This is a genomic window from Paenibacillus sp. FSL R10-2788 (assembly GCF_038003885.1).
Classification (GTDB): Bacteria; Bacillota; Bacilli; order Paenibacillales; family Paenibacillaceae; genus Paenibacillus_AQ; species Paenibacillus_AQ odorifer.
Map to the genome: position 1 here is coordinate 2,681,210 of NZ_JBBOQA010000001.1, position 22,780 is coordinate 2,703,989.

Annotated in this window: 20 protein-coding genes; 12 read left to right on the forward strand and 8 right to left on the reverse strand. The window is 45.2% G+C overall.

Annotation, left to right across the window (positions count from 1 at the left end):
- Window positions 1-206 precede the first annotated feature (206 nt).
- The 4 genes from NSQ50_RS11640 to NSQ50_RS11655 all read left to right on the forward strand — a co-directional run bounded on the left by NSQ50_RS11640 (window position 207) and on the right by NSQ50_RS11655 (window position 4,638).
- Window positions 207-2,225, forward strand: coding sequence for a Na+/H+ antiporter (locus tag NSQ50_RS11640; RefSeq protein WP_036685967.1), 2,019 nt, complete (start codon window positions 207-209; stop codon window positions 2,223-2,225).
- A 2-nt stretch (window positions 2,226-2,227) separates the two neighbouring features.
- Window positions 2,228-2,758, forward strand: coding sequence for a GNAT family N-acetyltransferase (locus tag NSQ50_RS11645; RefSeq protein ID WP_256717056.1), 531 nt, complete (start codon window positions 2,228-2,230; stop codon window positions 2,756-2,758).
- On the forward strand, window positions 2,755-3,216 hold the full coding sequence (locus NSQ50_RS11650) for a DIP1984 family protein (protein WP_038570144.1): 462 nt from the start codon (window positions 2,755-2,757) through the stop codon (window positions 3,214-3,216). The genes NSQ50_RS11645 and NSQ50_RS11650 overlap by 4 nt, the downstream gene beginning before the upstream one ends.
- Before the next feature lie 534 nt (window positions 3,217-3,750).
- Window positions 3,751-4,638 (forward strand): DegV family protein, encoded by an 888-nt coding sequence (locus NSQ50_RS11655; protein ID WP_076224061.1) that lies wholly within the window; start codon window positions 3,751-3,753, stop codon window positions 4,636-4,638.
- Between the two features lie 110 nt (window positions 4,639-4,748).
- On the opposite strand, the gene NSQ50_RS11660 is transcribed toward NSQ50_RS11655, so the two are convergent.
- The 4 genes from NSQ50_RS11660 to NSQ50_RS11675 form a co-directional block, all read right to left on the reverse strand.
- Window positions 4,749-5,177 carry a threonine/serine exporter family protein gene (locus NSQ50_RS11660; RefSeq protein WP_036685970.1) on the reverse strand — a complete coding sequence of 143 codons (429 nt, stop codon included), beginning with the start codon at window positions 5,175-5,177 and terminating at the stop codon, window positions 4,749-4,751.
- A gap of 28 nt (window positions 5,178-5,205) precedes the next feature.
- On the reverse strand, window positions 5,206-5,970 hold the full coding sequence (locus NSQ50_RS11665) for a threonine/serine exporter family protein (RefSeq protein WP_076224028.1): 765 nt from the start codon (window positions 5,968-5,970) through the stop codon (window positions 5,206-5,208).
- A gap of 157 nt (window positions 5,971-6,127) precedes the next feature.
- On the reverse strand, window positions 6,128-7,390 hold the full coding sequence (locus NSQ50_RS11670; protein ID WP_076100663.1) for a DNA polymerase IV: 1,263 nt from the start codon (window positions 7,388-7,390) through the stop codon (window positions 6,128-6,130).
- An 81-nt stretch (window positions 7,391-7,471) separates the two neighbouring features.
- Window positions 7,472-8,074 carry a YitT family protein gene (locus NSQ50_RS11675; protein WP_038570150.1) on the reverse strand — a complete coding sequence of 201 codons (603 nt, stop codon included), beginning with the start codon at window positions 8,072-8,074 and terminating at the stop codon, window positions 7,472-7,474.
- A 1,281-nt stretch (window positions 8,075-9,355) separates the two neighbouring features.
- On the opposite strand from NSQ50_RS11675, the gene NSQ50_RS11680 reads away from it, so the two are divergent.
- Window positions 9,356-9,562, forward strand: coding sequence for a hypothetical protein (locus NSQ50_RS11680; protein ID WP_340949470.1), 207 nt, complete (start codon window positions 9,356-9,358; stop codon window positions 9,560-9,562).
- A 209-nt stretch (window positions 9,563-9,771) separates the two neighbouring features.
- Here the strand turns inward: NSQ50_RS11680 and NSQ50_RS11685 are convergent, their stop codons facing one another.
- Window positions 9,772-10,638, reverse strand: coding sequence for a helix-turn-helix transcriptional regulator (locus tag NSQ50_RS11685; protein WP_076224023.1), 867 nt, complete (start codon window positions 10,636-10,638; stop codon window positions 9,772-9,774).
- Window positions 10,639-10,800: 162 nt separating this feature from the next.
- Between NSQ50_RS11685 and NSQ50_RS11690 the strand changes: the two genes are divergently transcribed.
- The 4 genes from NSQ50_RS11690 (at window position 10,801) to NSQ50_RS11705 (ending at window position 14,496) form a co-directional block, all read left to right on the forward strand.
- The gene (locus NSQ50_RS11690; RefSeq protein ID WP_370511387.1) at window positions 10,801-12,768 is read left to right on the forward strand and encodes a glycoside hydrolase family 127 protein; all 1,968 of its coding nucleotides are present in this window, start codon (window positions 10,801-10,803) and stop codon (window positions 12,766-12,768) included.
- 91 nt (window positions 12,769-12,859) lie between these two features.
- Window positions 12,860-13,429, forward strand: coding sequence for an HIT family protein (locus NSQ50_RS11695; protein ID WP_256719515.1), 570 nt, complete (start codon window positions 12,860-12,862; stop codon window positions 13,427-13,429).
- 18 nt (window positions 13,430-13,447) lie between these two features.
- Window positions 13,448-14,083: a pyridoxamine 5'-phosphate oxidase family protein gene (locus NSQ50_RS11700; protein WP_076224018.1), complete on the forward strand. Its 636-nt coding sequence runs from the start codon at window positions 13,448-13,450 to the stop codon at window positions 14,081-14,083.
- Window positions 14,084-14,187: 104 nt separating this feature from the next.
- Window positions 14,188-14,496, forward strand: a complete 309-nt coding sequence (locus NSQ50_RS11705) for a hypothetical protein (protein WP_076104769.1) — start codon at window positions 14,188-14,190, stop codon at window positions 14,494-14,496.
- Between the two features lie 94 nt (window positions 14,497-14,590).
- Here NSQ50_RS11705 and NSQ50_RS11710 read toward each other — a convergent pair whose 3' ends face one another.
- Window positions 14,591-17,026 carry a GH36-type glycosyl hydrolase domain-containing protein gene (locus tag NSQ50_RS11710; protein WP_076224016.1) on the reverse strand — a complete coding sequence of 812 codons (2,436 nt, stop codon included), beginning with the start codon at window positions 17,024-17,026 and terminating at the stop codon, window positions 14,591-14,593.
- A 176-nt stretch (window positions 17,027-17,202) separates the two neighbouring features.
- On the reverse strand, window positions 17,203-18,258 hold the full coding sequence (locus NSQ50_RS11715) for a LacI family DNA-binding transcriptional regulator (protein WP_036685989.1): 1,056 nt from the start codon (window positions 18,256-18,258) through the stop codon (window positions 17,203-17,205).
- A 288-nt stretch (window positions 18,259-18,546) separates the two neighbouring features.
- Between NSQ50_RS11715 and NSQ50_RS11720 the strand changes: the two genes are divergently transcribed.
- Both NSQ50_RS11720 and NSQ50_RS11725 read left to right on the forward strand, forming a co-directional pair.
- On the forward strand, window positions 18,547-19,569 hold the full coding sequence (locus tag NSQ50_RS11720) for an ABC transporter substrate-binding protein (protein ID WP_076224014.1): 1,023 nt from the start codon (window positions 18,547-18,549) through the stop codon (window positions 19,567-19,569).
- A 121-nt stretch (window positions 19,570-19,690) separates the two neighbouring features.
- The gene (locus NSQ50_RS11725; protein ID WP_076100654.1) at window positions 19,691-21,286 is read left to right on the forward strand and encodes a helix-turn-helix domain-containing protein; all 1,596 of its coding nucleotides are present in this window, start codon (window positions 19,691-19,693) and stop codon (window positions 21,284-21,286) included.
- A gap of 3 nt (window positions 21,287-21,289) precedes the next feature.
- On the opposite strand, the gene NSQ50_RS11730 is transcribed toward NSQ50_RS11725, so the two are convergent.
- A complete protein-coding gene (locus tag NSQ50_RS11730) occupies window positions 21,290-21,481 on the reverse strand; it encodes a DUF6199 family natural product biosynthesis protein (RefSeq protein WP_036685995.1) in 192 nt (63 codons plus the stop codon).
- A 317-nt stretch (window positions 21,482-21,798) separates the two neighbouring features.
- Here NSQ50_RS11730 and NSQ50_RS11735 point away from each other — a divergent pair, with 317 nt between their 5' ends.
- A complete protein-coding gene (locus NSQ50_RS11735) occupies window positions 21,799-22,695 on the forward strand; it encodes an SDR family oxidoreductase (protein ID WP_076224012.1) in 897 nt (298 codons plus the stop codon).
- Window positions 22,696-22,780: the final 85 nt, after the last annotated feature.

A 22,780-nucleotide genomic window follows, 5' to 3' on the forward strand; every position in this document is an offset into this window, starting at 1 on the left:
AATGCATATATTACTCAAAACTAGAAACGAACACAATAGGTAAATATTTTATTATAACACAAATAAATATTTATGTCAATATACATCTAATGGAATTTTTGTGGAATTTGTAGGGGATTTTATTATTGAGAATCTTTTGTTAGATTTTGCCCTTGCCTAAAGCTTTGCGATATAATAATCAAATAAAAAAAGGGAGTTGATGTGGTTTGGAGACATTTCTTGTTGTACTCGTCCTACTTGGGCTTATCGCAATATCCAACATCATAAACCGATTCATTCCCTTCGTGCCGATACCCTTAATACAAATTGGCTTGGGTGTAGTGGTCGTACTACTGCCTTTGGGAATACATATGTCACTGGAGCCAGAGTTGTTTTTCGTGTTATTTATTGCTCCGCTTTTGTTCAATGACGGAAAGCGAACACCAAGAAATGAGTTATGGAACCTGCGGGCTCCAATCTTAATGCTGGCACTAGGCTTGGTATTTGCTACAGTGCTTATCGCTGGATATTCCATTAACTGGATGATCCCCACCATTCCACTCGCAGCTGCTTTTGCGCTGGCAGCGATCTTATCGCCGACAGATGCTGTGGCGGTAAGCGCAATCGCTGGGAGAGTACATCTTCCCAAGAGTATTCATCGTATTCTAGAGGGTGAATCATTGATGAATGATGCCTCTGGTCTTGTTGCGTTTAACTTTGCTATTGCAGCAGCTGTTACAGGCATATTTTCTTTGCCGAAAGCCTCCATTAGCTTTGTGATTATTGCTCTAGGTGGACTAATTGTCGGAGCAATACTCGCGTTCCTCCTGATTCGGTTCAGCGTATTTATTCGCAGACTGGGGATGGAGGACATCACAGTGCATGTGCTGCTGCAAATCCTGACTCCTTTCATTGTGTATCTGATTAGTGAAGAAATAGGGGTATCCGGTATTTTAGCTGTGGTTGCAGCAGGCATAATTCATGCGGTCGAGAAGGACCGTGCAGTTTCGCCACAGTATAAGCTACAGCTGGTGTCCGCCAGCACATGGTCTGTGCTGCTCTACATCTTGAATGGCTTGGTCTTCCTTATTCTCGGGTTGTCGATTCCAGATGTTATTGAAGTGATCTACCGGGATACAGCTGTGGACAATCTTATGGTGATTGGTTATGTATTAGCGATAACGTTGCTGCTTTTTGTGCTGCGTTTTATATGGGTGTATGTGTTCTCCCTGGCTGGCGCCGGCCTGCAAAAAATGGAAAAGTCGTCTATTAAGTCTATGCTAATCCTGACAATTTCAGGAGTGCGAGGCGCGGTTACTTTAGCCGGTGCCTTCTCGATTCCTTTTGTGTTAGGGGATGGCTCACCTTTTCCTGAACGTGATCTAATTATCTTTATCGCTGCGGGTGTGATTCTGATGTCACTGCTGATCGCTAGTATCTTTTTACCAATTCTCGCAGGTAAAGAAGAGCCGGTTGCTGAACCGGGTGATACTGAGGTTGAGCAGGCGGCCAAATCTAAGGTTGTTGCCGCCGGGATAACCTTGCTTCAAAGTATGATGACAGAAGAGAGCAAGGAATCTGCATTGCCAGCTTTGAGTGAGTTTAAAGAAAAAGTTTATAGTCTTAACCGCGAAGATCAGGCGAATGACCCCGCATTGGAGAACTTCCGCCGACTTGGGGTTGAAGCAAGGATTGTGGGTCTGCATGCCGAACGCAAAGAGCTGAGCCAATTGCTGGCCAACAATGAGATTCCTGCCTCAGTGGCGCTGAAGATGGAAGAATTCTTGGATCATAGTGAAGTCTTTCTAGCCAGAAGTCTAAACTCTCAGATCAGAATCTCCATTACAGAGATTAGACGGCTGTTTGCGGGGATGTTCTCTGGCCAGAATGAAGGGGAAGCTAGTCAACTGATGCTGCAACAGGCTGAGTGTGCCAGAAAAGCTAAGATCTCTATGTCCCATGCAGCGATTGCTGCTATTAATGCAAGTAAGAATGAGAACAACCGTAAAGCAGCTGAGAAGGTCGCAGACAGTTACGAGAAGCTGATCTCACGCCTCCAGCAGGGACAAGGCTGGACTAAAGATGGTCTTGTTGATGATCAAAAGCTTGAATTGAAACTGAAAGCTATTCAGGAGCAACGGGATAAGGTCCAGCAAATGTACCAGGATGGAACCATTAACCGCAAGCTAGCCGGTAAATTACGCAAGTTCGTCGATCATTTGGAAACATCCATTTGGGAGGATTAGCTGTGTTGAACAAAGTAATGGGAGAAAGTTTGTTATTCACTGAAATTCGCGAAGAGCATCTGTCGGATGTACTCGATATTTATAACTATTACGTGCTGAACACTACGGTTTTTTTTCATACCGAGCCTTTAAGTTTGGACGAAATGCGGCAATCAGTGATGAATGATGATCCGCGGTTCAAATCATACGTTATATTATCCTGGGACAATGTTATTCAGGGCTATGTTCTGATTGCTAGACATAAGAGTAAGCCGGCTTATGATAGCTCTGGGGAGATTAGTGTGTATTTGAAACCGGCTTGTGTGGGTAAAAGAATAGGACAGCATGCCTTACGCTTTATTGAAGAGAGAGCTGCCGAACTGGATTTCCATGTGTTAGTAGCTACCGTTTGCGCAGAGAATGAACGCAGTCGCCAGCTTTTCTCAAAGAATGGATATGAACAATGCGCCTACTTCAAGGAGATTGGCTGTAAATTTGGTCGAAGACTGGATATCGCCAGCTATCAGAAAATCTTAGGGGGAACTCAAATATGAAACTTGCGGAAGCATTAGTGAACCGAAGTGATCTTACTCGTAAAATCGCGCAGCTAAAGCAGCGGCTCGATCGGGTCGTTAAGGTGCAGGAAGGGGAAGAACCGGCAGAACAGCCGGAGGCTCTTTTGCGTGAGCTGGAAATAGCTGTTAACGAGCAGACGATTTTGATTCGAGCAATTAATCGAACGAATTCATCTGTGGCCTTCAATGAGAAGTGGAGTATTGCCGATGCCCTAGCCGAACGGGATAAAATGCTTCAGCTGCGGAAGCTTTTTAGCGATTTGCTTGAGCAAGCATCGATCACTCAGGATCGGTACAGCCGCTCTGAGGTTCGTTTCCAGAGAACGGTGGATGTCGCCCAGATTCAGAAGCAGATTGATGAGCTGTCTAAGTCTTATCGGGAGTTGGATTTTAAAATTCAGGAGAAAAACTGGACGGTAGACTTACTTACACCGTAATAAGCTAAGCTTTATCACAGCAGAAGGTAACTGATCTTCATAAAGGCGAGCGCAACCCGCCAACAGGGAAAGTTGGACAAATTGACAGATGCTGGGCCAAATCTGACCAAATCATAACTTAGCCCCGTACTGTAACAACTGTAAAGAGTACCTATTAATGTAACTACCAAGCGCTGATTTATGCAAGAACGGTGAGGGCGGGGACGGGGATATTTTTGCTGTGGTTAGGCTTTTACATAACATGAAGTGGCTCTATTAGGATAGGTATATTCGTCATACATAATGTGAAATAATGTCGAATAAAGTTGAAAAAAGATGAATAAAATTTGCATTATCGTCCTGTTTTGCCTATCTTATCGCTCGTTATCTTGTATAATTTACGAATACGCACGAGGACTTCCTAAACCGCTGGTCTATTCGTATGTTGATTGTACAGGATGAGAGAGTGATTCATTGGCCGAGAAGGTTTAGTGGCCCTTGTCTCTTCAAACATTCTACTATTCCTTTCATGAAAGAGAGAAGTGACAAGTGACCATGAAATCAATTGCCTGGGTAACCGACAGTACATGTACAATCGATCCTGAGTTCGCCAAGAACAACCATGTGTATATTGTTCCTTTACGTCTGATTATTAACAACGAGTGTTATAAAGAAAATATAGATATTACGATCGATGAGTTCTATGAGAAAATGCGTCAGCATGATCAAGTAGTAGGCAGCTCACAGCCGCCAATCGGTGAGTTTATCGAGTTATACGAACGGTTGAAGGAAGAATATGATGAGATTATTGCTGTGCATCTTTCGACAGGGCTTAGCGGAACATACAATGCTTCCATGCAAGGTGCTGAAATAGCGGAAGCTAATGTCATTGGAATTGATTCTAAGGTTGGCGCTTATCCGATTCGGGAAATGATCACGCGAGGTATTCATTGGCACAAGATGGGCTTTACTGGCCTAGAGATTAAAGAAAAGATAGAGAATATCATTCAAAATATGTCCTTCTACTTAATTCCTGCAAGCTTGTCCCAGCTTCACCGTAGTGGGCGTGTTTCTGGTACACAAGTAGTGCTTAGTCAATTATTGCGGATAAATTTGCTGCTGCGTTTTGACGAGGGTAAGGTCATTGTTGTGGAAAAAATCCGTACAATGAAGAAGACGAAGCAGGCGCTGTTAGATATCTTTAAACAGGATGCTGGACTTGTTAGCGATGTGTGCATCATGCATTCCAATAATTTAGAAATGGCGCTGAAGTTAGAAGAAGACATCAAAGAAATGGCGCCTGATTTACGTACGGAGATTATGACATACATTCCTGCCGTGGCTGTTCATGCGGGTGAAGGTACCGTAGGACTTTCTTGGATTAAAAATAACAGGATCAATAGTATTTATTCGGAGGTTGAACCTGTAGCAGTACTTGTGTAGATAGGACAGTAAACAAAGAAATCGCTTCTTGGAAGAGGGTTGGATGATCCTCATTATACCAAGAGACGATTTCTTTTTTTTTGAATCTATGAGATGACGTTGTAAGAAGGTTAGGCTTTGCTTGCACGCCGGCGGAACATTTGTCCGATAACTTCACTCAGTACAAGTCCAGCTGCAATTGCGCCAGAGAGCATTAATGCCCGAACAGCGATTTCTACAGCCAGATTATAGTTTTCTTCCACAAATCTGCGCATAGCATCGTAAGCAAGGCCACCCGGAACAAGTGGGATAATGCCGCCTACACTAAAAATAATAACCGGCATTTTGAAGGATCGTGCAAACAACTGGCTGACGATGCCCACAACTACAGTAGCTGCAAACGTAGCAACAACAGGCCCACACTCTACATCAAGGATCACATACACCATCCAGCCTACCATTCCAGCAAAACCACACTGTAGTAGAGCGCGCTTAGGCGCATTAAATAAAATACAGAAGGTTGCCGCGGCGATAAAACTGGTTATAAGTTGCAAAATCATGAAGGGCTAACCTCTTTCACATGGAGAATTAAAATAGTGATAGTACAAGCCCAATGCCTGTACCGATCGCAAAAGCAGTTAGAAAGGCATCGGCTCCTTTGGATATGCCTGAGACCAGATGACCGGCCATCAGATCACGAACGGCATTTGTAATGAGTAGACCGGGTACTAGAGGCATCACGGAGCCGATGATGATTTTGTCCATTTCTTGACCTATACCCAGCTTTACAGAATAGAAGGCTAGAAGTCCGATCAGGAAGGAAGCAGAGAACTCTGCAAAAAATCTAGTCTGCACAAGACGATGCAGGTAGATAACCGCAGCATAACCTAACCCGGAAATCGGCAATGCGGGGAGAGCATCCCACAAGCTGCCTTTAAACATAACGGTGAAGCAAGCGCCGGTAAGTGCCGCAGCTATGATTTGCAGCCATACCGGATACGCATGTGCGGCATCATCGACCTCTCCTAATCGTGTCCGAGCTTCCTCGGCTGTAATCTGACGCTCGTTCAGACGCCGCGAGATATCATTAACCTCCGAGACTTTCTGCAGATCTGTGGTTCGCTCGGCAATCCGATATAACTTAACGGGCTCCGTTCTATTTGTGGTGAACATAATAACGGTTGGCGTCACATAACTGTGTGCCCCTGGAAAACCGAGAGAAGCAGCCATACGTGTCATTGTATCTTCTACTCTGTAGGTTTCTGCACCGTTTTGCAGCATGATCTTGCCAGCAAGAAGACAGAGATCAACGATTTCATAATAGGTAGTGTTAGTGTTGTTCGTGCTTTCCAACTTCTCCGGTCCTCCCCTGGAATGTTACATATCTATGTGTATATACTTATGATTGTCGCTTCATTGTGTGAAAATAACAACCTCAATATAGCATTATAAACGATATGGGATATATTTTAATATAGTTTAAGAAATAAAATGTATAAAGATGCACTGTTTATTTATAGTGCCCGCCAATTTTTCCGGATCTGTCCTTAAGTTGTCCGGCATCTGTGAACGATGCGGCGCGTCCAATGATCGATTCTCCGTATTTATTCTTCAGCGCATCAGTGGCCCGTTCGAGCTCGCGGTAGCGGGGGCGCGACTCAAATAAGGTTAGCTGATATTGGCTTTCGTCAGACAGATTGGACAGGCTTAGATGAATTCGGCGCACAGGCTGACCTTCCCAATGCTGTTTGAAAAGAGCGAGGGCGGCCTCGTATACCAGCTGGGTTGCATTCGTAGGATCGCTCATCGTAGTCTGTCTCGAGAAGCCGCTGGGGTCATCAAAGCTGGCGCCTTGGCAGCCAACAGACACGACTGCACCATGCACCTTCAGTTTGCGGCTGCGCCTGCACACCAGCTCTGAGAGCTCCAGAATGATGGTCTTGATCTCTTGCAGTGTATAGTAATCCCGTGGCAGTGTCATTTGGTGCCCGACGCTCTTGGGTGCTACTTCATAGGTAGCGGGACTTACAGGGCTATCGTCGATGCCATTGGCAATTCGCCAATACAGCTCGGCATCGATATCGCATTTTTTATGGAATTTCTCCCGCATGCGCCATTTCAGCTCGCTTAGCGGCATCTGTGCCAAATGACCTATCGTTGTGAGGCCCATGCTTTGGAAGTGCGCAGACATGCGGCGGCCTACCATAAACAACTCACTAATGGGCAGCGGCCAAAGTACATCTGGAAGCTCTTCCTGAGTGAGGGTAAATAGACCCTCCGGGTTCTTCTTGGCCCACAGGTCGCAAGCCATTTTGGCGGTAACCTTGGAATAACCTATACCGATACGTGCGCGCACACCTGTATTTCTGCGGATCAGGTCCTGAATGGTCGTAGCGATCTGTCTTGGGCTGCCGAATAAGCCGAGGCTGCCGGTGATATCAATAAACTGCTCATCGATGGAATAAGGTTCTACGAGGTCACTGAATTTGCGTAGAATGTCCGTGATTTGGGAGGAAACATCGATATATTGCTGCATATGCGGTCTGACGACGATTACTTCGGGGCATTTCGCGAGTGCTTCCTTCAAGGTCTCGGCGGTAGTAATGCCAAAAGATTTGGCTAACGGACAAGCTGCAAGCACAATCCCGCTTCGTCTAGCTGGATCTCCGGCGACAATAAGCGGTTTGTTGCTGTATTGCGGATTAGAGGCCTTCTCCACGGAGGCGTAAAAGCTCTGACAATCGGATAACAAAATAACACGCTCTTTATTCATAGATTCACACTCTCCAGGTGAGGTAGAGATACGGTAGATGATTTTCTTATTATTATAATACGAACATATGATCGTGTATATTCATATTTTTTTCCATTTCTCTTCAGTCTCCAAGGTGCAGAGACCTGTGGCCACACCCCCAGCGATAATCGTGAGGATGGAGTGGAAGAAGGTTTCTTTGGAAATCAGGAGTCCCCCCGCGCCGATAATTATGAAATCTGTCAAAAAAATGATGAGTCCAAGATTAAGCGGGAGATACCTTTTGATATATTGAGCAAGCAGATCCGTTCCGCCTGTACTGGCTTTGAACCGCAGCATAAGCCCAAGACCCGTTCCCATTAAAAAACCGCCAATAATGGCGCTGGAAATGGAGCCGAACTCAAAATAATACAGAAAGTGGTACTGCAAAGGACCGAGAAGCTCAATCAGAAACGATGAGGTCAATAAACCTAATACACTATTGAAAAAGATATCGCGTTCCTTCAGCCAGGCTAACAGGAAAATCGGAAAGCTGCAGAGAAGGACAGCTATACCGATTTTGGCATCGGATAAATAATTGATGATGAGGGCTATTCCTATTATTCCCCCATCTAGGATTTTATATGGGACAAGAAAAAAATTAGTTGCTGCTGCAATGAGCAAGCTTCCGATCAGGATGATCGCGTATCTTAATAATGACTGCATATTTAACATCTCCACATTAAAGGCATGTCTTATAAATATGCTTGTCACTTCCAAAAAATTGCAGTGAAGCAAAAAAACTGATTTCGGGCCTAATCATGCGGACCCAGGAGACCCTATTAGGTAGATTCAAGGCATTTTTTCGAGCTAACGGACCCAGTTGCAGCTATTCCCACAAATATGGTCCGATTGCGAGCAAATTATGAGCAATAAGAGCTATACAGTCCGAAACTGCCGCAAAATGGACGGAAAATCACAAATAGGTGCAATAGGGTCCGATACGATCAAGATCGAGCAAAAGGTAGCTGATTTCGAGACGTAGACAGCTAGGTTATGCAACAGGTAACAAATTCTGCGCACGGAGTAGCTAGGTTAAGCCATAGGTAGCTAATTCCGCACGGTGTAGATAGGTTGAGCCCTAGACAGCTAGTTTAAGCACTGGGCAGCACGTTTAGGAGCAAATTTGGCAGGCGGCGTTCTTTTCAGCAACTGTTCGGACTCAGTTGCTCTTATTTCCATGATTTCGCTCGTTTTGTCACACTATCGGACTCGGTTGCAGCTATTCGCTCAAATGCGCTCCTTTTCTGCGCAAATCAAGGGCAATAAGAACTATACAGTCCGAAACCTTCGCAAATGAACCCATATGCTGAAATAGCTGCAATACGGTCCGATACGATCAAGATCCAGCAAAAGGTAGCTGATTTCGAGACGTAGACAGCTAGGTTATGCAACATCTAACAAATTCTGCGCACGGAGTAGCTAGGTTAAGCCATAGGTAGCTAATTCCGCACGGTGTAGATAGGTTGAGCTATAGGTAGATAATTCCGCACAGTGTAGCTAGGTTGAGCTCCAGACAGCTAGTTTAAACAATGGCTAGCACGTTTAGGAGCAAATTTGGCAGGCGGCGTTCTTTTCAGCAACTGTTCGGACTCAGTTGCCCTTATTTCCATGATTCCGCTCGTTTTGTCACACTATCGGACTCAGTTGCAGCTATTCGCTCAAATGTGCTCCTTTTCTGCGCAAATCAAGGGCAATAAGGACTATACAGTCCGAAACCTTCGCAAAATGAACCCATATGCTGAAATAGGTGCAATCCGGTCCGCAACGGGGAATGCTATGAATGAATGATTAAGCTGACGCGTCTCCGGGGGATACAGAGAGTAGTGTGATGGCTGTGCGGTGAGTTACTTGCTGATAAGCTTTGGAGGGTCGAGCCGCATAATCAGCGTTGACCTATGGTAAGTATGAGTGCGCCACGCCTAGGAAGGTAAACTGGTAAAATTATTGCAAGAAGCAAGAAGCAAGAAGCAAGAAGCAAGAAGCAAGAAGCAAGAAGCAAGAAGCAAGAAGCAAGAAGCGAGAAGCAAGAAGCAAGAAGCAAGAAGCAAGAAGCGAGTAGCAAGAAGCAAGAAGCAAGAAGCAAGAAGCAAGAAGCAAGAAGCAAGAAGCAAGAAGCAAGAAGTAAGAAGTAAGAGCAGCAGAAGGATTTAGGACGGATCACGGGTACACAATAAATGTGCCAATCGGAGTACTGCTCCATCACAATAGTTACCTAAGTTTCTCCGAGCTAGAGGAGCATCTCGCGTCCAATTAATCCAAAGCTGATCACGTAAGCCAGCAGCGCAGAAGAAAGCCAGCAGCGCATCGCATAAACAACGAAAACAGCACGCCTCCAATTATGAGACATGCTGTTTTTGCCGTTATCGGGAATACCGCTTGCGGAAGCGAAGCGGAGAGATTCCGATCTGCTGAGTAAAGCGACGCGAGAAGTAGGCGGTGCTCTCGAAACCGATACGTTCTGCGATCGCAGCTATAGGCATCTCTGTCTTAAGCAGAAGCAGCTTGGCCTGTTCCAAACGGTAATCCGTTAAATACTCCATCGGAGTCAGTCCATATACGCGTTTCATGCAGCGGGCAAGGTAGTTATAATGAAAATGCAGCGCATCCGCCAGAGAGGCATTGGAGAGAGGCTCCGTGTAATGATTGCGGATATAAGTCTCTGTCCTCTCGGCGATCTCTACCGCATGACTTTCTGAAGTATCATGCTGCGCTAGATCCATCATCCGCAGCATTTCTTCAAAAATCCTTTGCTGCTCCCAAACTGCACTGGAACGTCTTCCAGTGGACAGCTGTAAAAGCTTCTCAGCTTGTCCACTCCTTTTAAAGGGATCAGGAAGGGGACCAAACTGCGGGATGCGAATGGTATATGGATGAGTAAGAAACTGGCGGAAATGTGTCTCTCGGTTGATATACACAGGCTCGCCTTCAGAGCTTGACCAATCTGCGAGGGTATGAAAATGAATCCATATAAACGAAGTCAGCTCCTCGCAAGACTTAACGGAATAATGATAGCGGTCAGGCAGCAGAAGCAGCGTATGCCCAGCCGCAACCTCCCATTGATTATGCTCTTCACCGATAAATAGGCAACCTTGCTCTACAATAATCAGATCAAATAAGCCGATATGGCTTCTATTTGGATGCTGCTCTCCGGGTTGATAGACAGTGTGATTGCATTCCAGAAAATATGGAAAAGGCGGCGCTGCGAAATGTACATAGGAAGGACTCACTGTGTTCTACCTCTCTTTTTATCGTAGTCCGAGCTCAAATTGTCCTTGGAAATAGGAGTGTGAAATAGTACAAAAAAGGGGTTGCTTCTGATTATATTTTTTATCTATTGTACGCTCTATAATTGTAATTAGCGAGTATAAAATAAGGCTAAGGGGAAGATGATGATGAATAAAACGATCCAGGATCAGCAAGTTGTAAAAGATCAATCCGTTAGCATTAAAGATGATTTCTGGGGAAGTTATATAAAGCTGGTACAAGATGTTGTAATCCCATATCAATATGAGGCATTGCACGACAAAGCAGCGGGAGCTGAGCCCAGTCATGCCATTGCTAACTTTGAGATTGCTGCGGGCCGGAAGACCGGTGAATTTTACGGCTGGGTATTTCAAGACAGTGATGTAGCCAAGTGGCTAGAGGCCGTAGGTTATTCCTTAAGCATCAAACGTGATCCCGAGCTGGAGCGTCAAGCGGATGAAGTGATTGACCTCGTTGGAGAAGCGCAGCAGGAAGACGGGTACTTAAATACTTATTTTACGATAAAAGAACCCGGCAAACGCTGGACTAATCTGAATGATTGCCACGAGCTGTACTGTGCTGGGCATTTCATTGAAGCCGCCGTTTCTTACTATGAAGCTACAGGCAAAAGAAAACTGCTCGACATCATGTGCCGAATGGTTGATCATATCGATTCTGTGTTTGGTCCGGAAGAAGGAAAAATGCGGGGATATGATGGTCATCAGGAGATTGAGCTTGCGCTCGTTAAGCTGTATCGGCTCACAGGTGAGGAGCGGTATTTGAAGCTCAGCAGCTTTTTTATTAATGAGCGAGGTCAACAGCCGAATTTCTTAAAGCAACAATGGGATAGTCTGGGGAGTATCAATTTTTTCACAGGTCAGAAGGAGAATTTAGATTTAAAATATTACCAAAGTCATCTTCCGGTAAGAGAACAGGAAGTGGCTGTAGGACACGCTGTGCGTGCGGTTTATATGTATACTGCTATGGCTGATCTAGCTGCACTTACGGGAGATGATACCCTTCGCGAAGCATGCGAGAAGCTGTGGAATAACATCACTACTAAGCAAATGTACATTACTGGTGGGATCGGATCTACGCATCGGGGTGAAGCATTCACCTTCGATTATGATCTGCCTAATGATTCGGTGTACGCAGAGACTTGTGCTTCTATTGGGTTGATCTTTTTTGCACAACGGATGCTGAGAATATCGCCGGATGCACGTTATGCCGACGTCATGGAGCGGGCGCTTTATAACAATGTGTTGGGTTCGATGGCACAGGATGGTAAGCACTATTTTTATGTAAATCCACTGGAAGTATGGCCTAAGGCATGCAGCTGCAACCCAGATAAACATCATGTGAAGTCCGAGCGTCAAGGCTGGTTTGGCTGCGCTTGCTGTCCTCCGAATGTGGCGCGTCTGCTGACTTCGCTTAATCAATATATCTATACGACCCATGGTGATACGCTCTATACGAATTTGTATATTGGCAGTGAGCTGACAACAAAGCTGGGTGGAACAGATGTTGCGATACAGCAAGAGAGTAACTATCCATGGGAAGGTACAGTCTCGATGAAGATTAATCCCGCAGTGGAAGCGGAGTTTGGAATTGCCTTGCGGATTCCATCTTGGAGCCAAGGAATGGAGATCAGAGTCAACGGTGAAGTAATGAATACTGCTGAGAACATCGAGCAGGGATATCTCGTTATCCGGAGACTGTGGAGAGCAGGAGATGTAATCGAAGTGCATGACCCTATGGAGGCACATCGTATCTACGCACATCCGAATTTGCGTGCAGATGCTCAAAAAGTAACGATTCAGCGTGGACCTCTTGTGTATTGCCTTGAAAGTATAGATAATGGTGAGCCTTTAAGCTCAATTTCTTTAAAAGAAGGCAGTGAACTTACTGCGGCTTTTGATGAGACATTGCTCGGCGGCGCTGTTGTTGTCGAGGCAGAGGGGCTGCGTGCAGATAAAGAGGGCTGGAATGGTGAGCTTTACAGCAGAGTCAAAGCACCAGTTCAAACCGTTAAGGTTAAGGCGGTTCCGTATTACTTATGGGGAAATCGTGGCAGTGGTGAAATGAAGGTATGGATTCCGGAAGCCAGCGTTTAAGTTATCGGTAGACATAGATCTCGGGAATGAATGTGTTTTATCAGTATTTTCCAAGGGGGACAGCTGTAATTTACAGTCTGTCCTTTTCTTTTTGCAAAAAGGAGAACACACGCGAAATGGCGAAATTAGAAGAAACATAGAAATATTCTTAAATCCTATAACAGTGGAGGCGGACTATATTTATAATCATGCTCCAGAGGGTTATACTTGTCCCTTTTGTTTGTTGGTTTCGGGCATTGAAAATGAACATGTGCGTTCTAAGCAAGCGGATATTATTTATCAAGATCATTACATAACGGCTTTTATTGCTTCTCATTGGTATCCGAATAATGAAGGGCATGTTCTAATCATCCCTAATCAGCATATCGAGAATATTTACACATTGGATGTTGAAATTTCAAACCGGATACATGAGCTGGAGATTGAAGTTGCTAGAGGACTTAAAGAAGTTTATAAATGTGATGGCGTTTCTTCTAGACAACATAATGAGCCGGATGGCAGCCAAGATGTATGGCATTATCATCTACATGTGTTTCCAAGATATCATGCGGATAATCTGTATGGCACTTATGGGAAGTTATCGGATGAGACAGCAAGAAAAAATTTCGCCCAATTATTAAGCGGATATTTGAGCAAAAATAAGAACATTGGGGCTTATTAAGTTGAGAGGGGGAGAAGTATGAAGCCAAACTTTTTCGAAAAAGTTATAGAGTCAGAAGAAGAGTTAAGGTCTTTATTTGGGTACCCAAGCGAATTGGTTAACAACAAAACCATAACTTTTATAGATCATCATTGCCGTGATTATATCTCAAAATCCCCAATGCTTTTTATGGCTACAAGCGGTTCGTCCGGTGCTTGTGATGTCTCTCCGCGCGGGGACGCAGAAGGTTTTGTTCACGTGTTGGATGATAAACATTTAGTGATCCCTGAACGCCCTGGGAACAGACGGTTTGATTCTTTGCGGAATATACTTGAGAACCCAAAAGTCGGTTTGATATTCATCATTCCCGGACTTGAAGAAACATTAAGAATAAATGGGCACGTGAGTATAGTTAAGGATGAAGAAATATTGAAACCTATGGAAGCGCATGGTAAAGTCCCGGTCATTGGAATAGGCGTGGAAGTTGAAGAATGTTATATGCATTGTGCAAAAGCCTTTAAGCGGTCACATTTGTGGGATGACGATTATTGGCTTGCGAAAGAAGTATTGCCTAATCCATCAAAAATACTGGCGCAGCATGCCCGCAAACTTGGAGTTACTCCAGAGGATATCTCGAAATCACTAAAAGAAAGCTATGAAAAACGGCTATATTAACATTTTCGACTTAGAAATGGAATGGGATTTGCCCTTCATTGTATGCTATATTTGATCTGGATAAGGCAACTGATCATTTTACAGATAATATTGGAGGCATCACAATGAGTAAACGTTATCGGATGACAAGAGCAATGCAGAATGATGGAGATTCAGCACCAACCCTATCTTTAGAAGAGTGTAAGCAATATTTCGCATCCAAACCTGATTTCACCTATACATCAGTTTTTACAGTAACAGGTGCCACTACCATGTCCATTGAGGGAGATTTCTTTATGTGGAGCTATGGTGATACAACAATCCCATTTAGACATTATCAGGGTGATATTTATGTTTCTGGCGCCAATGAAGCCGTGATTCCTAGAATGCTTGAGGTTGCGAGTGATTTAAGAGCAGATATTGTGGAAGGGTAAAAAAAGATGACCCCTGAATTCTTCAGGGGTCATCTACTGTTAATTTTTGATCCGCTCAATCGTTCAAACGAACGGTTGAGCGGATTTTTTTGTATTAACCCAGTTCTACAACTACTTGGTGTACAGCACCGTCTCCAACAGGAGTGATGATGTTACCTTCTACAGCTGCGCCATCCAAGGTAAGACTAGCTACACCTTTGGATACATGGTTCGGGTTCTTGATTTGAATCACATAAGTATCTCCACGGAAGACACGGGTGATTTCAAAGCTGTCCCACTCTGTAGGAATACAAGGATCGATCTTCAGACCATTGAAGTCCGCTTGAATACCAAGGATAGATTGTGTAATCGCTACATAGTTCCAAGCAGCAGTACCAGTCAACCAGGAGTTTTTAGCTTCCCCGTGGCGAACGGCATCTTTACCTGCGATCATTTGCGAGTATACATAAGGTTCAGTACGGTGAATTTCGCTGTTGTCCTCCAAGTAAGCAGGAGCAATTTTAGCGTAAATTTCAAACGCTCTGTCACCATGTCCAAGTACAGTTTCAGCGATCATGATCCAAGGGTTATTGTGGCAGAAAATACCAGCATTTTCTTTGTAGCCCGGAGGGTACGTAGAAATTTCACCCAGGTTCAGATAGTACTTGGAATATGGTGGCTGTTGCAATACGATACCGTATTTAGTATCCAAATGCTCTTGCACGGAAGTCAGAGCTTTTTCAGCTTGACCATCTTCCACACCGATACCGGCCATAACACAGATACCTTGTGGTTCGATGAAGATTTTACCTTCTTCGTTTTCTTTGGAACCGATCTTGTCGCCATAGTGGTCATAAGCGCGCAGGAACCAGTCACCATCGAAACCGTGAGTCAGTGTGATTTCACGCATGTTGTCAATTTTAGCTTCTGCATCCGTAGCTACATCATTAAGTCCGCGCATCCGGCAGATTTCTGCATAGTCCGGTCCAACGAAGACGAACAGACCCGCGATAAATACGGATTCCGCTACGCGGCCTTCGATGTTGGCAGTAGTTTGGAAAGATTCGCCCGGCTCTGTAGAGAAGCAGTTCAGGTTCAAGCAGTCATTCCAGTCTGCACGACCAATCAGCGGCAAGCCGTGAGGTCCGAGATTGTTAGTTACATGCTCGAAGGAACGTTTCAAGTGCTCAAACAGAGTAGCCGTGTTATCCGGATTGCTGTCAAAAGGAACCTGCTCATCGAGAATCGAAGTATCGCCAGTTTCTTTGATGTAAGCAGCTGTGCCAAGGATCAACCAAAGCGGGTCATCATTAAAGCCGGTACCGACTTCATTGTTACCTTTTTTAGTGAGTGGTTGGTATTGGTGATAGGCACTGCCGTCTTCAAATTGTGTAGCGGCGATATCGAGAATACGTTCTTTAGCACGTTCAGGAATTTGGTGCACAAATCCGAGCAAGTCTTGGTTAGAATCCCGGAAGCCCATACCACGGCCAATACCGGATTCAAAGTAAGAAGCGGAGCGGGACATGTTGAAGGTAACCATACATTGATATGGATTCCAGATGTTAACCATACGGTTCAACTTGTCGTCGCCACTTTGGATTTGATATTTGGACAACAGGTTATCCCAGTGTGCAGCCAGTGCAGCCAAAGCGGCGTCCACTTGAGCGTCTGTAGCAAATTGCTCGATCATAGCCTCTGCTGGTTTTTTGTTGATTACGTTCAGAGATTCCCATTTGTCTTCTTCCGGGTTTTCAATGTAACCAAGGACAAAGATGAAGCTTTGCTCTTCGCCTGGCTCCAGAGTAATGTTCAGGGCGTGCGATCCGATAGGGGACCAGCCGCTCGCTACGGAGTTAGTTGGTTCACCTGCAGCAACAGCTTGCGGGCTTTCCAGACCATTGTACATCCCTACGAAAGCTTCGCGGTCAGTATCAAAGCCGGCGATTTCTTTGTTAACAGAGTAGAAAGCGTAGTGGTTTCTGCGCTCACGGTATTCTGTTTTGTGATAGATAACAGAACCCTTCACTTCAACCTCACCAGTGCTGAGATTGCGTTGGAAGTTAGTCATATCATCTTGTGCATTCCAAAGACAGAATTCTGCAAAAGAGAATAGCTTAACGGATTTCTTCGCGGAACCCGTGTTTTTCACTACAAGACGATGTACCTCAGCATTATGACCCATAGGTACAAAAGCAAGCTGGTTTACAGAGATGCCGTTGCGTTCACCAGTAATGGAAGTGTAGCCAAGACCGTGACGGCATTCGTAGAAGTCCAGATCACGTTTTACTGGCATCCAGCCTGGAGTCCAGAAATCACCATCATCATAAAGATAGTAGTAACGGCCGCCAGCATCCATTGGGATATTGTTGTAACGGTAACGGGTCAATCTTCTGAGACGAGCGTCTCTATAGAAGGTATAGCCACCAGCAGTATTAGAAATAAGTCCGAAAAATTGTTCATTACCAAGGTAGTTAATCCAAGGGTAAGGTGTTTTTGGTGTGTTAATTACATACTCTTTACGAGTGTCGTCAAAGGTACCGAATTTCATGTGAGAAAGTCTCCTTTCGATTGTGAACGCGCGTTTATAAGTTTCAGGAAAAATTCCCTCGAGGGAAGGGATTCTTTCCGTTGTTTCTAAAAGATAGTATTAGGCAGTGATTTCGAGAACCAATGATAGCAGCTTCACAGAAAAATATGTATTCTTCAGTGAATGATGAATCTGTGCTACTTCTTCGGCGGTTGACAGGAATCTCTCTCCACTAAACGAGCTGGAAAGCTGATCGTGCTGAAAGTCGGCTGCTGCGAATCACACAGCTCGATTACTTTTTCCACTGCAGCCTTGGACATTTCATAAATCGGCAAGCGTACAGAGGTCAGCTTAGGCTGAATACGGGATGCCAGCTGAATGTCATCAAAACCAGCAATGGAGATATCCTCAGGGACAATGATTCCGTGTTCGGAGAACGCTTCCATCGCTGAAATAGCCATGTCATCGTTGGAAGAGAAGAAGGCAGTCGGCAAAGGTTCACCAGAAGCAAGCAGCTTCTTGACCTCTTCATAAGCCGTCTCTTTCAGAAAATCACCCTTTAGGATAAACTTCTCATTCATAGGCAGACCATGTTTTTTTAGCGTATCCTCATAGGCCGTGTAGCGTTCTCGACCAGAGTACGTATTCATTTGCCCGCAGATGATGCCGATCTCTTGATGGCCTAGGGAGATTAAATGTTCAATCACTTCTGTGGTGCCCTCGTAATCTTTGGAGTTCACAATGGCCAGATGATTGCGGTCAAGATGCTCCGACATAATCTCTGAGATATCATAATCAATCAGTACAAGCGGAGAATCGAGTCCCACCATTTCGCGGACGATATTAATATCCTTCTGAGTGCCGACAATTATACCACCGTCAATCCGTTTTTGCAGAAAAGCTTGTTTTACCTTCAGAAAATCGTCCGGAGAGTATACCGTATGAATCAGAACGTAACATCCGCGGGCATTCGACGTGTCGACTACGGCATCGACGAATGGTGCAAAGTAATTGTTCTGATAAATTCGGGTAGTGTTCTCTTTCTCGTTCATACTGATGGCGAACAATCCGATGGTATCGGTTTTCTTACCGGCCAGAGCCCGTGCAAAGCTGTTCGGTTCGTACTGATGTTGCTCAATCACCCGCAGCACTTTAGCCCGGGTTTCTTCAGGAACATTGGAATAGTTGTTGATCACGCGGGATACCGTACTTCGGGAAACCCCGGCCAACTTAGCAATATCTTCGCTGCGCATGTTTCCCCTCTTTTCATAAACGCGCGTTTATGAGTTTATTGTAAGCGAAAGCATCGTATAAATCAATCGTAAAAAAAGAAATTTTGCGATCAAGTTAATAAAGGGTGACCTATTTTAAATAGAAGAAGAATCCTACCAAATAATGATAGAGCAAAATAACTAGAAATAGTTTGTATAAGTTTTTTGCGGAGAAAGTGCATTGAAAGCTATGAAAGTCATGCTACTATTGTGATAAAGGTTATTGAGAATGATAATCAATGACAATAAAGCATAGGAGTGAAGGGATCAATGGCAAGATGGGGTCAGAAGTTTTTGTGGGCAGCGGTACTTATAATGGCAATCACCGCGCTGGCAGCATGCGGAACGAATAACAATACTGCGAAAGAAAACGTTGCTAAGACAGAGAATGCAGAGGAATCTACCTCAGCGAGCACTAGCGCACCAACTGAAGGAAGTGGAAATGCCGCAGAAGAGGGTGCAACCCGGACGATTGCCGGGGAATTCGGGGATGTTGAAATTCCAGTTAAACCGCAACGGGTAGCCGGGATCTATGTAGAAGATTATTTGAAGGCATTGGGCATTACCCCGGTGGTTCAGTGGTATCATCCAAGCTGGGGCAAACAGGATTATTTAAATCTGGATGTGCCAGAATTCGATATCACGGGTAGCGTGGAGGCATTATTGGAAAAAGACCCCGATTTGATTATTGTGGACGGAGGCGCTGATGCGGCGAGGTATGAACTATATTCCAAGATAGCACCAACCTATCGTCTACCTGAGGCGGTGTTGCAAGACTCAAGACAAATGCTTACAGCTATTGCAGATGCCCTTGGTATTCCGGAGAAGGCGGAATCCGTCCTTGCAGCGTATGATCAGAAGGTGGCAGAGGGGAAAGCTAAGCTGCAACAGGCCCTGGGTCAGGAAAAAGTAGCGGTGATCCGGCTTAACGTAGCGGATAAAACCTTTGCTCTATTCGGTGTTAAAAACCGCTATACCGGTGTGATTTATGATCAATTTGGGCTGACACCCGTGCCTATGGCGGCAGAAATGACCGAATATCAATCTGTTATTTCTGAAGAGCTTATTCCTCAGCTCGACGCGGATCATATTATTGTGTTCCCTGATAATGGGGGCTGGGATACTGAAGGGAATCAGGAAGCGATTCAAATACTTGAGGGTCCATTGTGGAAGAGTCTGCCTGCGGTGAAGAACGGGAATGTCTATAGAATGGAACGTTCCCACTGGCAGTCCGGTGCCATCACAGCCAATTCGATGAAGCTTGATGACTTGCTGAAAGCTATGGTGAAATAAAACGGTAGCCGTCGTAAGGAATAGCATAAAGAAGGTCTATCAGCATAGTTGATAGACCTTCTTTTTTATTCTAAACTATAGTAAAGTGAATGAAAATGGTTCTCAATTGGAGGGCGCTAGAATGGCAGAAGATTTACAAGACAGCAATAAAAAGAGGCTATTCTATAGCTTGATTAACATAGAAGCCCAATCCTTATCGGTGAACGGACAGACCTTAGTGTTTCAAGATCATACCCTGATCATTGTATCGGAAGGACAGGGATGGTTAGAAGCCGAGGAGAAGCGTTTTCCCCTGGAAAAAGGTGTCGGGTTCTTGTTCGAACCGGGGCTTATAAGCAGAATCAATGCCGAGGAGCGAGGACTTAGCTTTTATAGGCTTACTTTTGAAGTAATCGAAACCGGGGGAAGTAAGCAGAGTGGAATGGAAAAGGGGACTAGAGAAGGAATTCTCCGGTCTGGTCCGCTAAGCTGCAGACCTTTTTCACAATGTGCACTACTGCTTGAGGCTATCTATCATAGTCGCAGAAGTACGGAAGAGATTGAATGGTTCGCAGGCCATACCCGCTTTCAAGAGTTACTGCTGCTGATCATGCGGGCAAATTCCTCTGTCATCCAGATGAAAGGAGCCCATGAGGCGGTGCAGCGTTCCATCCGCTATATGCAGGAACATTATAATCACGCCATAACCGTCGATCAATTGGCTGAAGTGGCAGGCGTTACACGTGCACGCTACACACAGATTTTTAAAGAAGTGACAGGGCGGATTCCCTTAGAGCATTTGAACGGACTTCGTATTGAAAGGGCCCAGCAGCAGTTGCTGCTTACGAATGACCGTATGCATGATATCGCGTTATCCGTAGGATATAGCAATGAGTATTATTTTAACCGGCGTTTCAAAAGATCGGTGGGCGTTACGCCCGGCCAATACAGAAGCTTCCATCAGGAAGGGCTGCGGGTGTTCGCTCCTTTTCTGGAAGACTATCTGCTGGCTCTGGATATTACACCGGTGGCGCAATATTCTCACGCTCAGTGGGGGAAGCAGGAGTATCTGTCCCTCAACGATGTGCCTGCGGTTGATATTTCAACTGGCGATTGGCAGGAGCTCTCCCAGTACATGCCCGAACTGATCCTGCTGGATGATGGCTTTCAGCGTTGGCACCTGGATGAGTGCAGCCAAATTGCTCCGTTGTTCAAGCTGCCTTTTCATCAGGAGGATTGGCGTGCCACGTTATTTTCTGCAGCAGCCGTCTTTGGCAGAACGGACCGTGTCCAGGAAGTGATCGGCAATTATGAGCATCGGGCGCAGCAAGCCAAACGAGTGCTAAACCGTTCTGTCCAAGGGCAGACTGTAGCATGCTTAAGAATATCTTCCTACGGAATCAATCTCTATGGATGCGGGCAATTGGGTTATACAGGTAGCGTACTCCATCATGATTTAGGTTTGCAGCCCCATGAATTGGTTCCGAAGTTGACCCGTGGACAGAAGCGGGTGAGCCTAACAAGAGAAGAGCTTGCGAGCCTGACTGCAGATCATTTGTTCATTACCTTTGATCGACAGGAAGGAGAAGGACGGGAACTGCTGGATACACCGCTTTGGCGCAGTCTGCCCGCTGTGCGTAGTCGCTGTGTATATGAGGTGGATTTTATGGCCTGGATGAATTACGGGGTATTGTCGCATCAGCGCAAGATTGAAGATGTGCTAAGAGCGTTAGGGTAAGTGTCAGAAACTAGTCCAGATAAAAACGAGGATAATAAGTGCCACTATACTGCTGAGGCGAGTCATTAATAAATAGGCATCACTGGGCTCTACATCGCCTTTCATCATCCAGCCATAGCGCATGTACCATCCCAAATGAGGAAAGAAGATATTAAGCAATGCTAACAGTACAAAGAGGAATATAAAAATGCCCATGATTTATCACTCCTTTATCTAATGTATACGCCAGACTATACGGAGCGTTCCCCAATTTATAAGTGAGTTTCCATATATTATTTAAGCATACGCACGCGGTACGAGTCAGTGCAAGGCAGGTCAGAGGAGATTTAAGCCTGAGAAATATTGTAAGGGATACCCTAGCCACCTTGACAGGTGGTTGGGGTATTTTTGTGGCACTATTCAAGGTTGTGTTATCGAAGGCGAATGTTTAGAGGCGTGCTTGTTGTGTTTACATAACAAAGAGTTCGGAAAATATAAAAATGTATTTCTAAAAATAAAGGAGGAATTGATCGATGTCTAACCAATATACGATGCAAGATCCTACCACTCAGTACACTAAGGCTGGACCGGAATTTCAGCAGCAACAAGAGGAGCCGGGTTTGCAGAAGAAAATGAATCCAGTACCTGATACAGGAGAAGATACCTATAAAGGAACCGGGCGTCTGACCGGACGTAAAGCGTTAGTTACGGGAGCGGACAGCGGTATAGGTCGTGCTGTTGCTATTGCTTTTGCGCGCGAAGGTGCAGATGTTGTTCTATCTTATATGCCTGAGGAAGAGGAAGATGCAAAGCAGGTGCTCAAGCTAGTGCAGGAAGCGGGTCGTACTGCAATCGCCATTCCAGGTGATCTGAAGGATGAGGCATACTGTGAACAACTCGTCGATACTACGGTTAAGGAGCTAGGTGGAATTGATATTTTAGCCAATATCGCGGGCAAACAGCAATTCGTCCCAGACATCGCTGATCTCACTACGAAGCATTTTGACGATACATTTAAGACGAACGTGTATGCCATGTTCTGGCTGTGCAAAGCTGCAGTGAAGCATATGCAACCGGGCAGCACCATTATTAACACTTCTTCTATTCAAGCTTATAATCCCTCGCCGATCCTTTTGGACTACGCGACTACCAAGGCGGCTATTAATACATTCAGTAAGTCTCTCGCTCAGCAAGTAGCTGATAAGGGAATTCGCGTCAATGTAGTGGCGCCAGGTCCTGTATGGACACCTCTTCAAGTTGTGGGTGGGCAACCGGAGGAAGTGCTGAAGGAGTTCGGGTCGAGCACACCACTAGGTCGTCCGGGACAGCCTGCGGAGATGGCTCCGGCATATGTATTCCTGGCTAGCCAGGAATCTAGCTATATCAGTGGCGAAACACTGAATGCGAACGGCGGAACTCCAACTCCATAAACCGCTCAGCGGAATGTTGATATTGTAAATACGGCGAAGTATCCAAAAGTACCCTGCTAATTTTAGCTTTGGGTGCTTTTGTTTT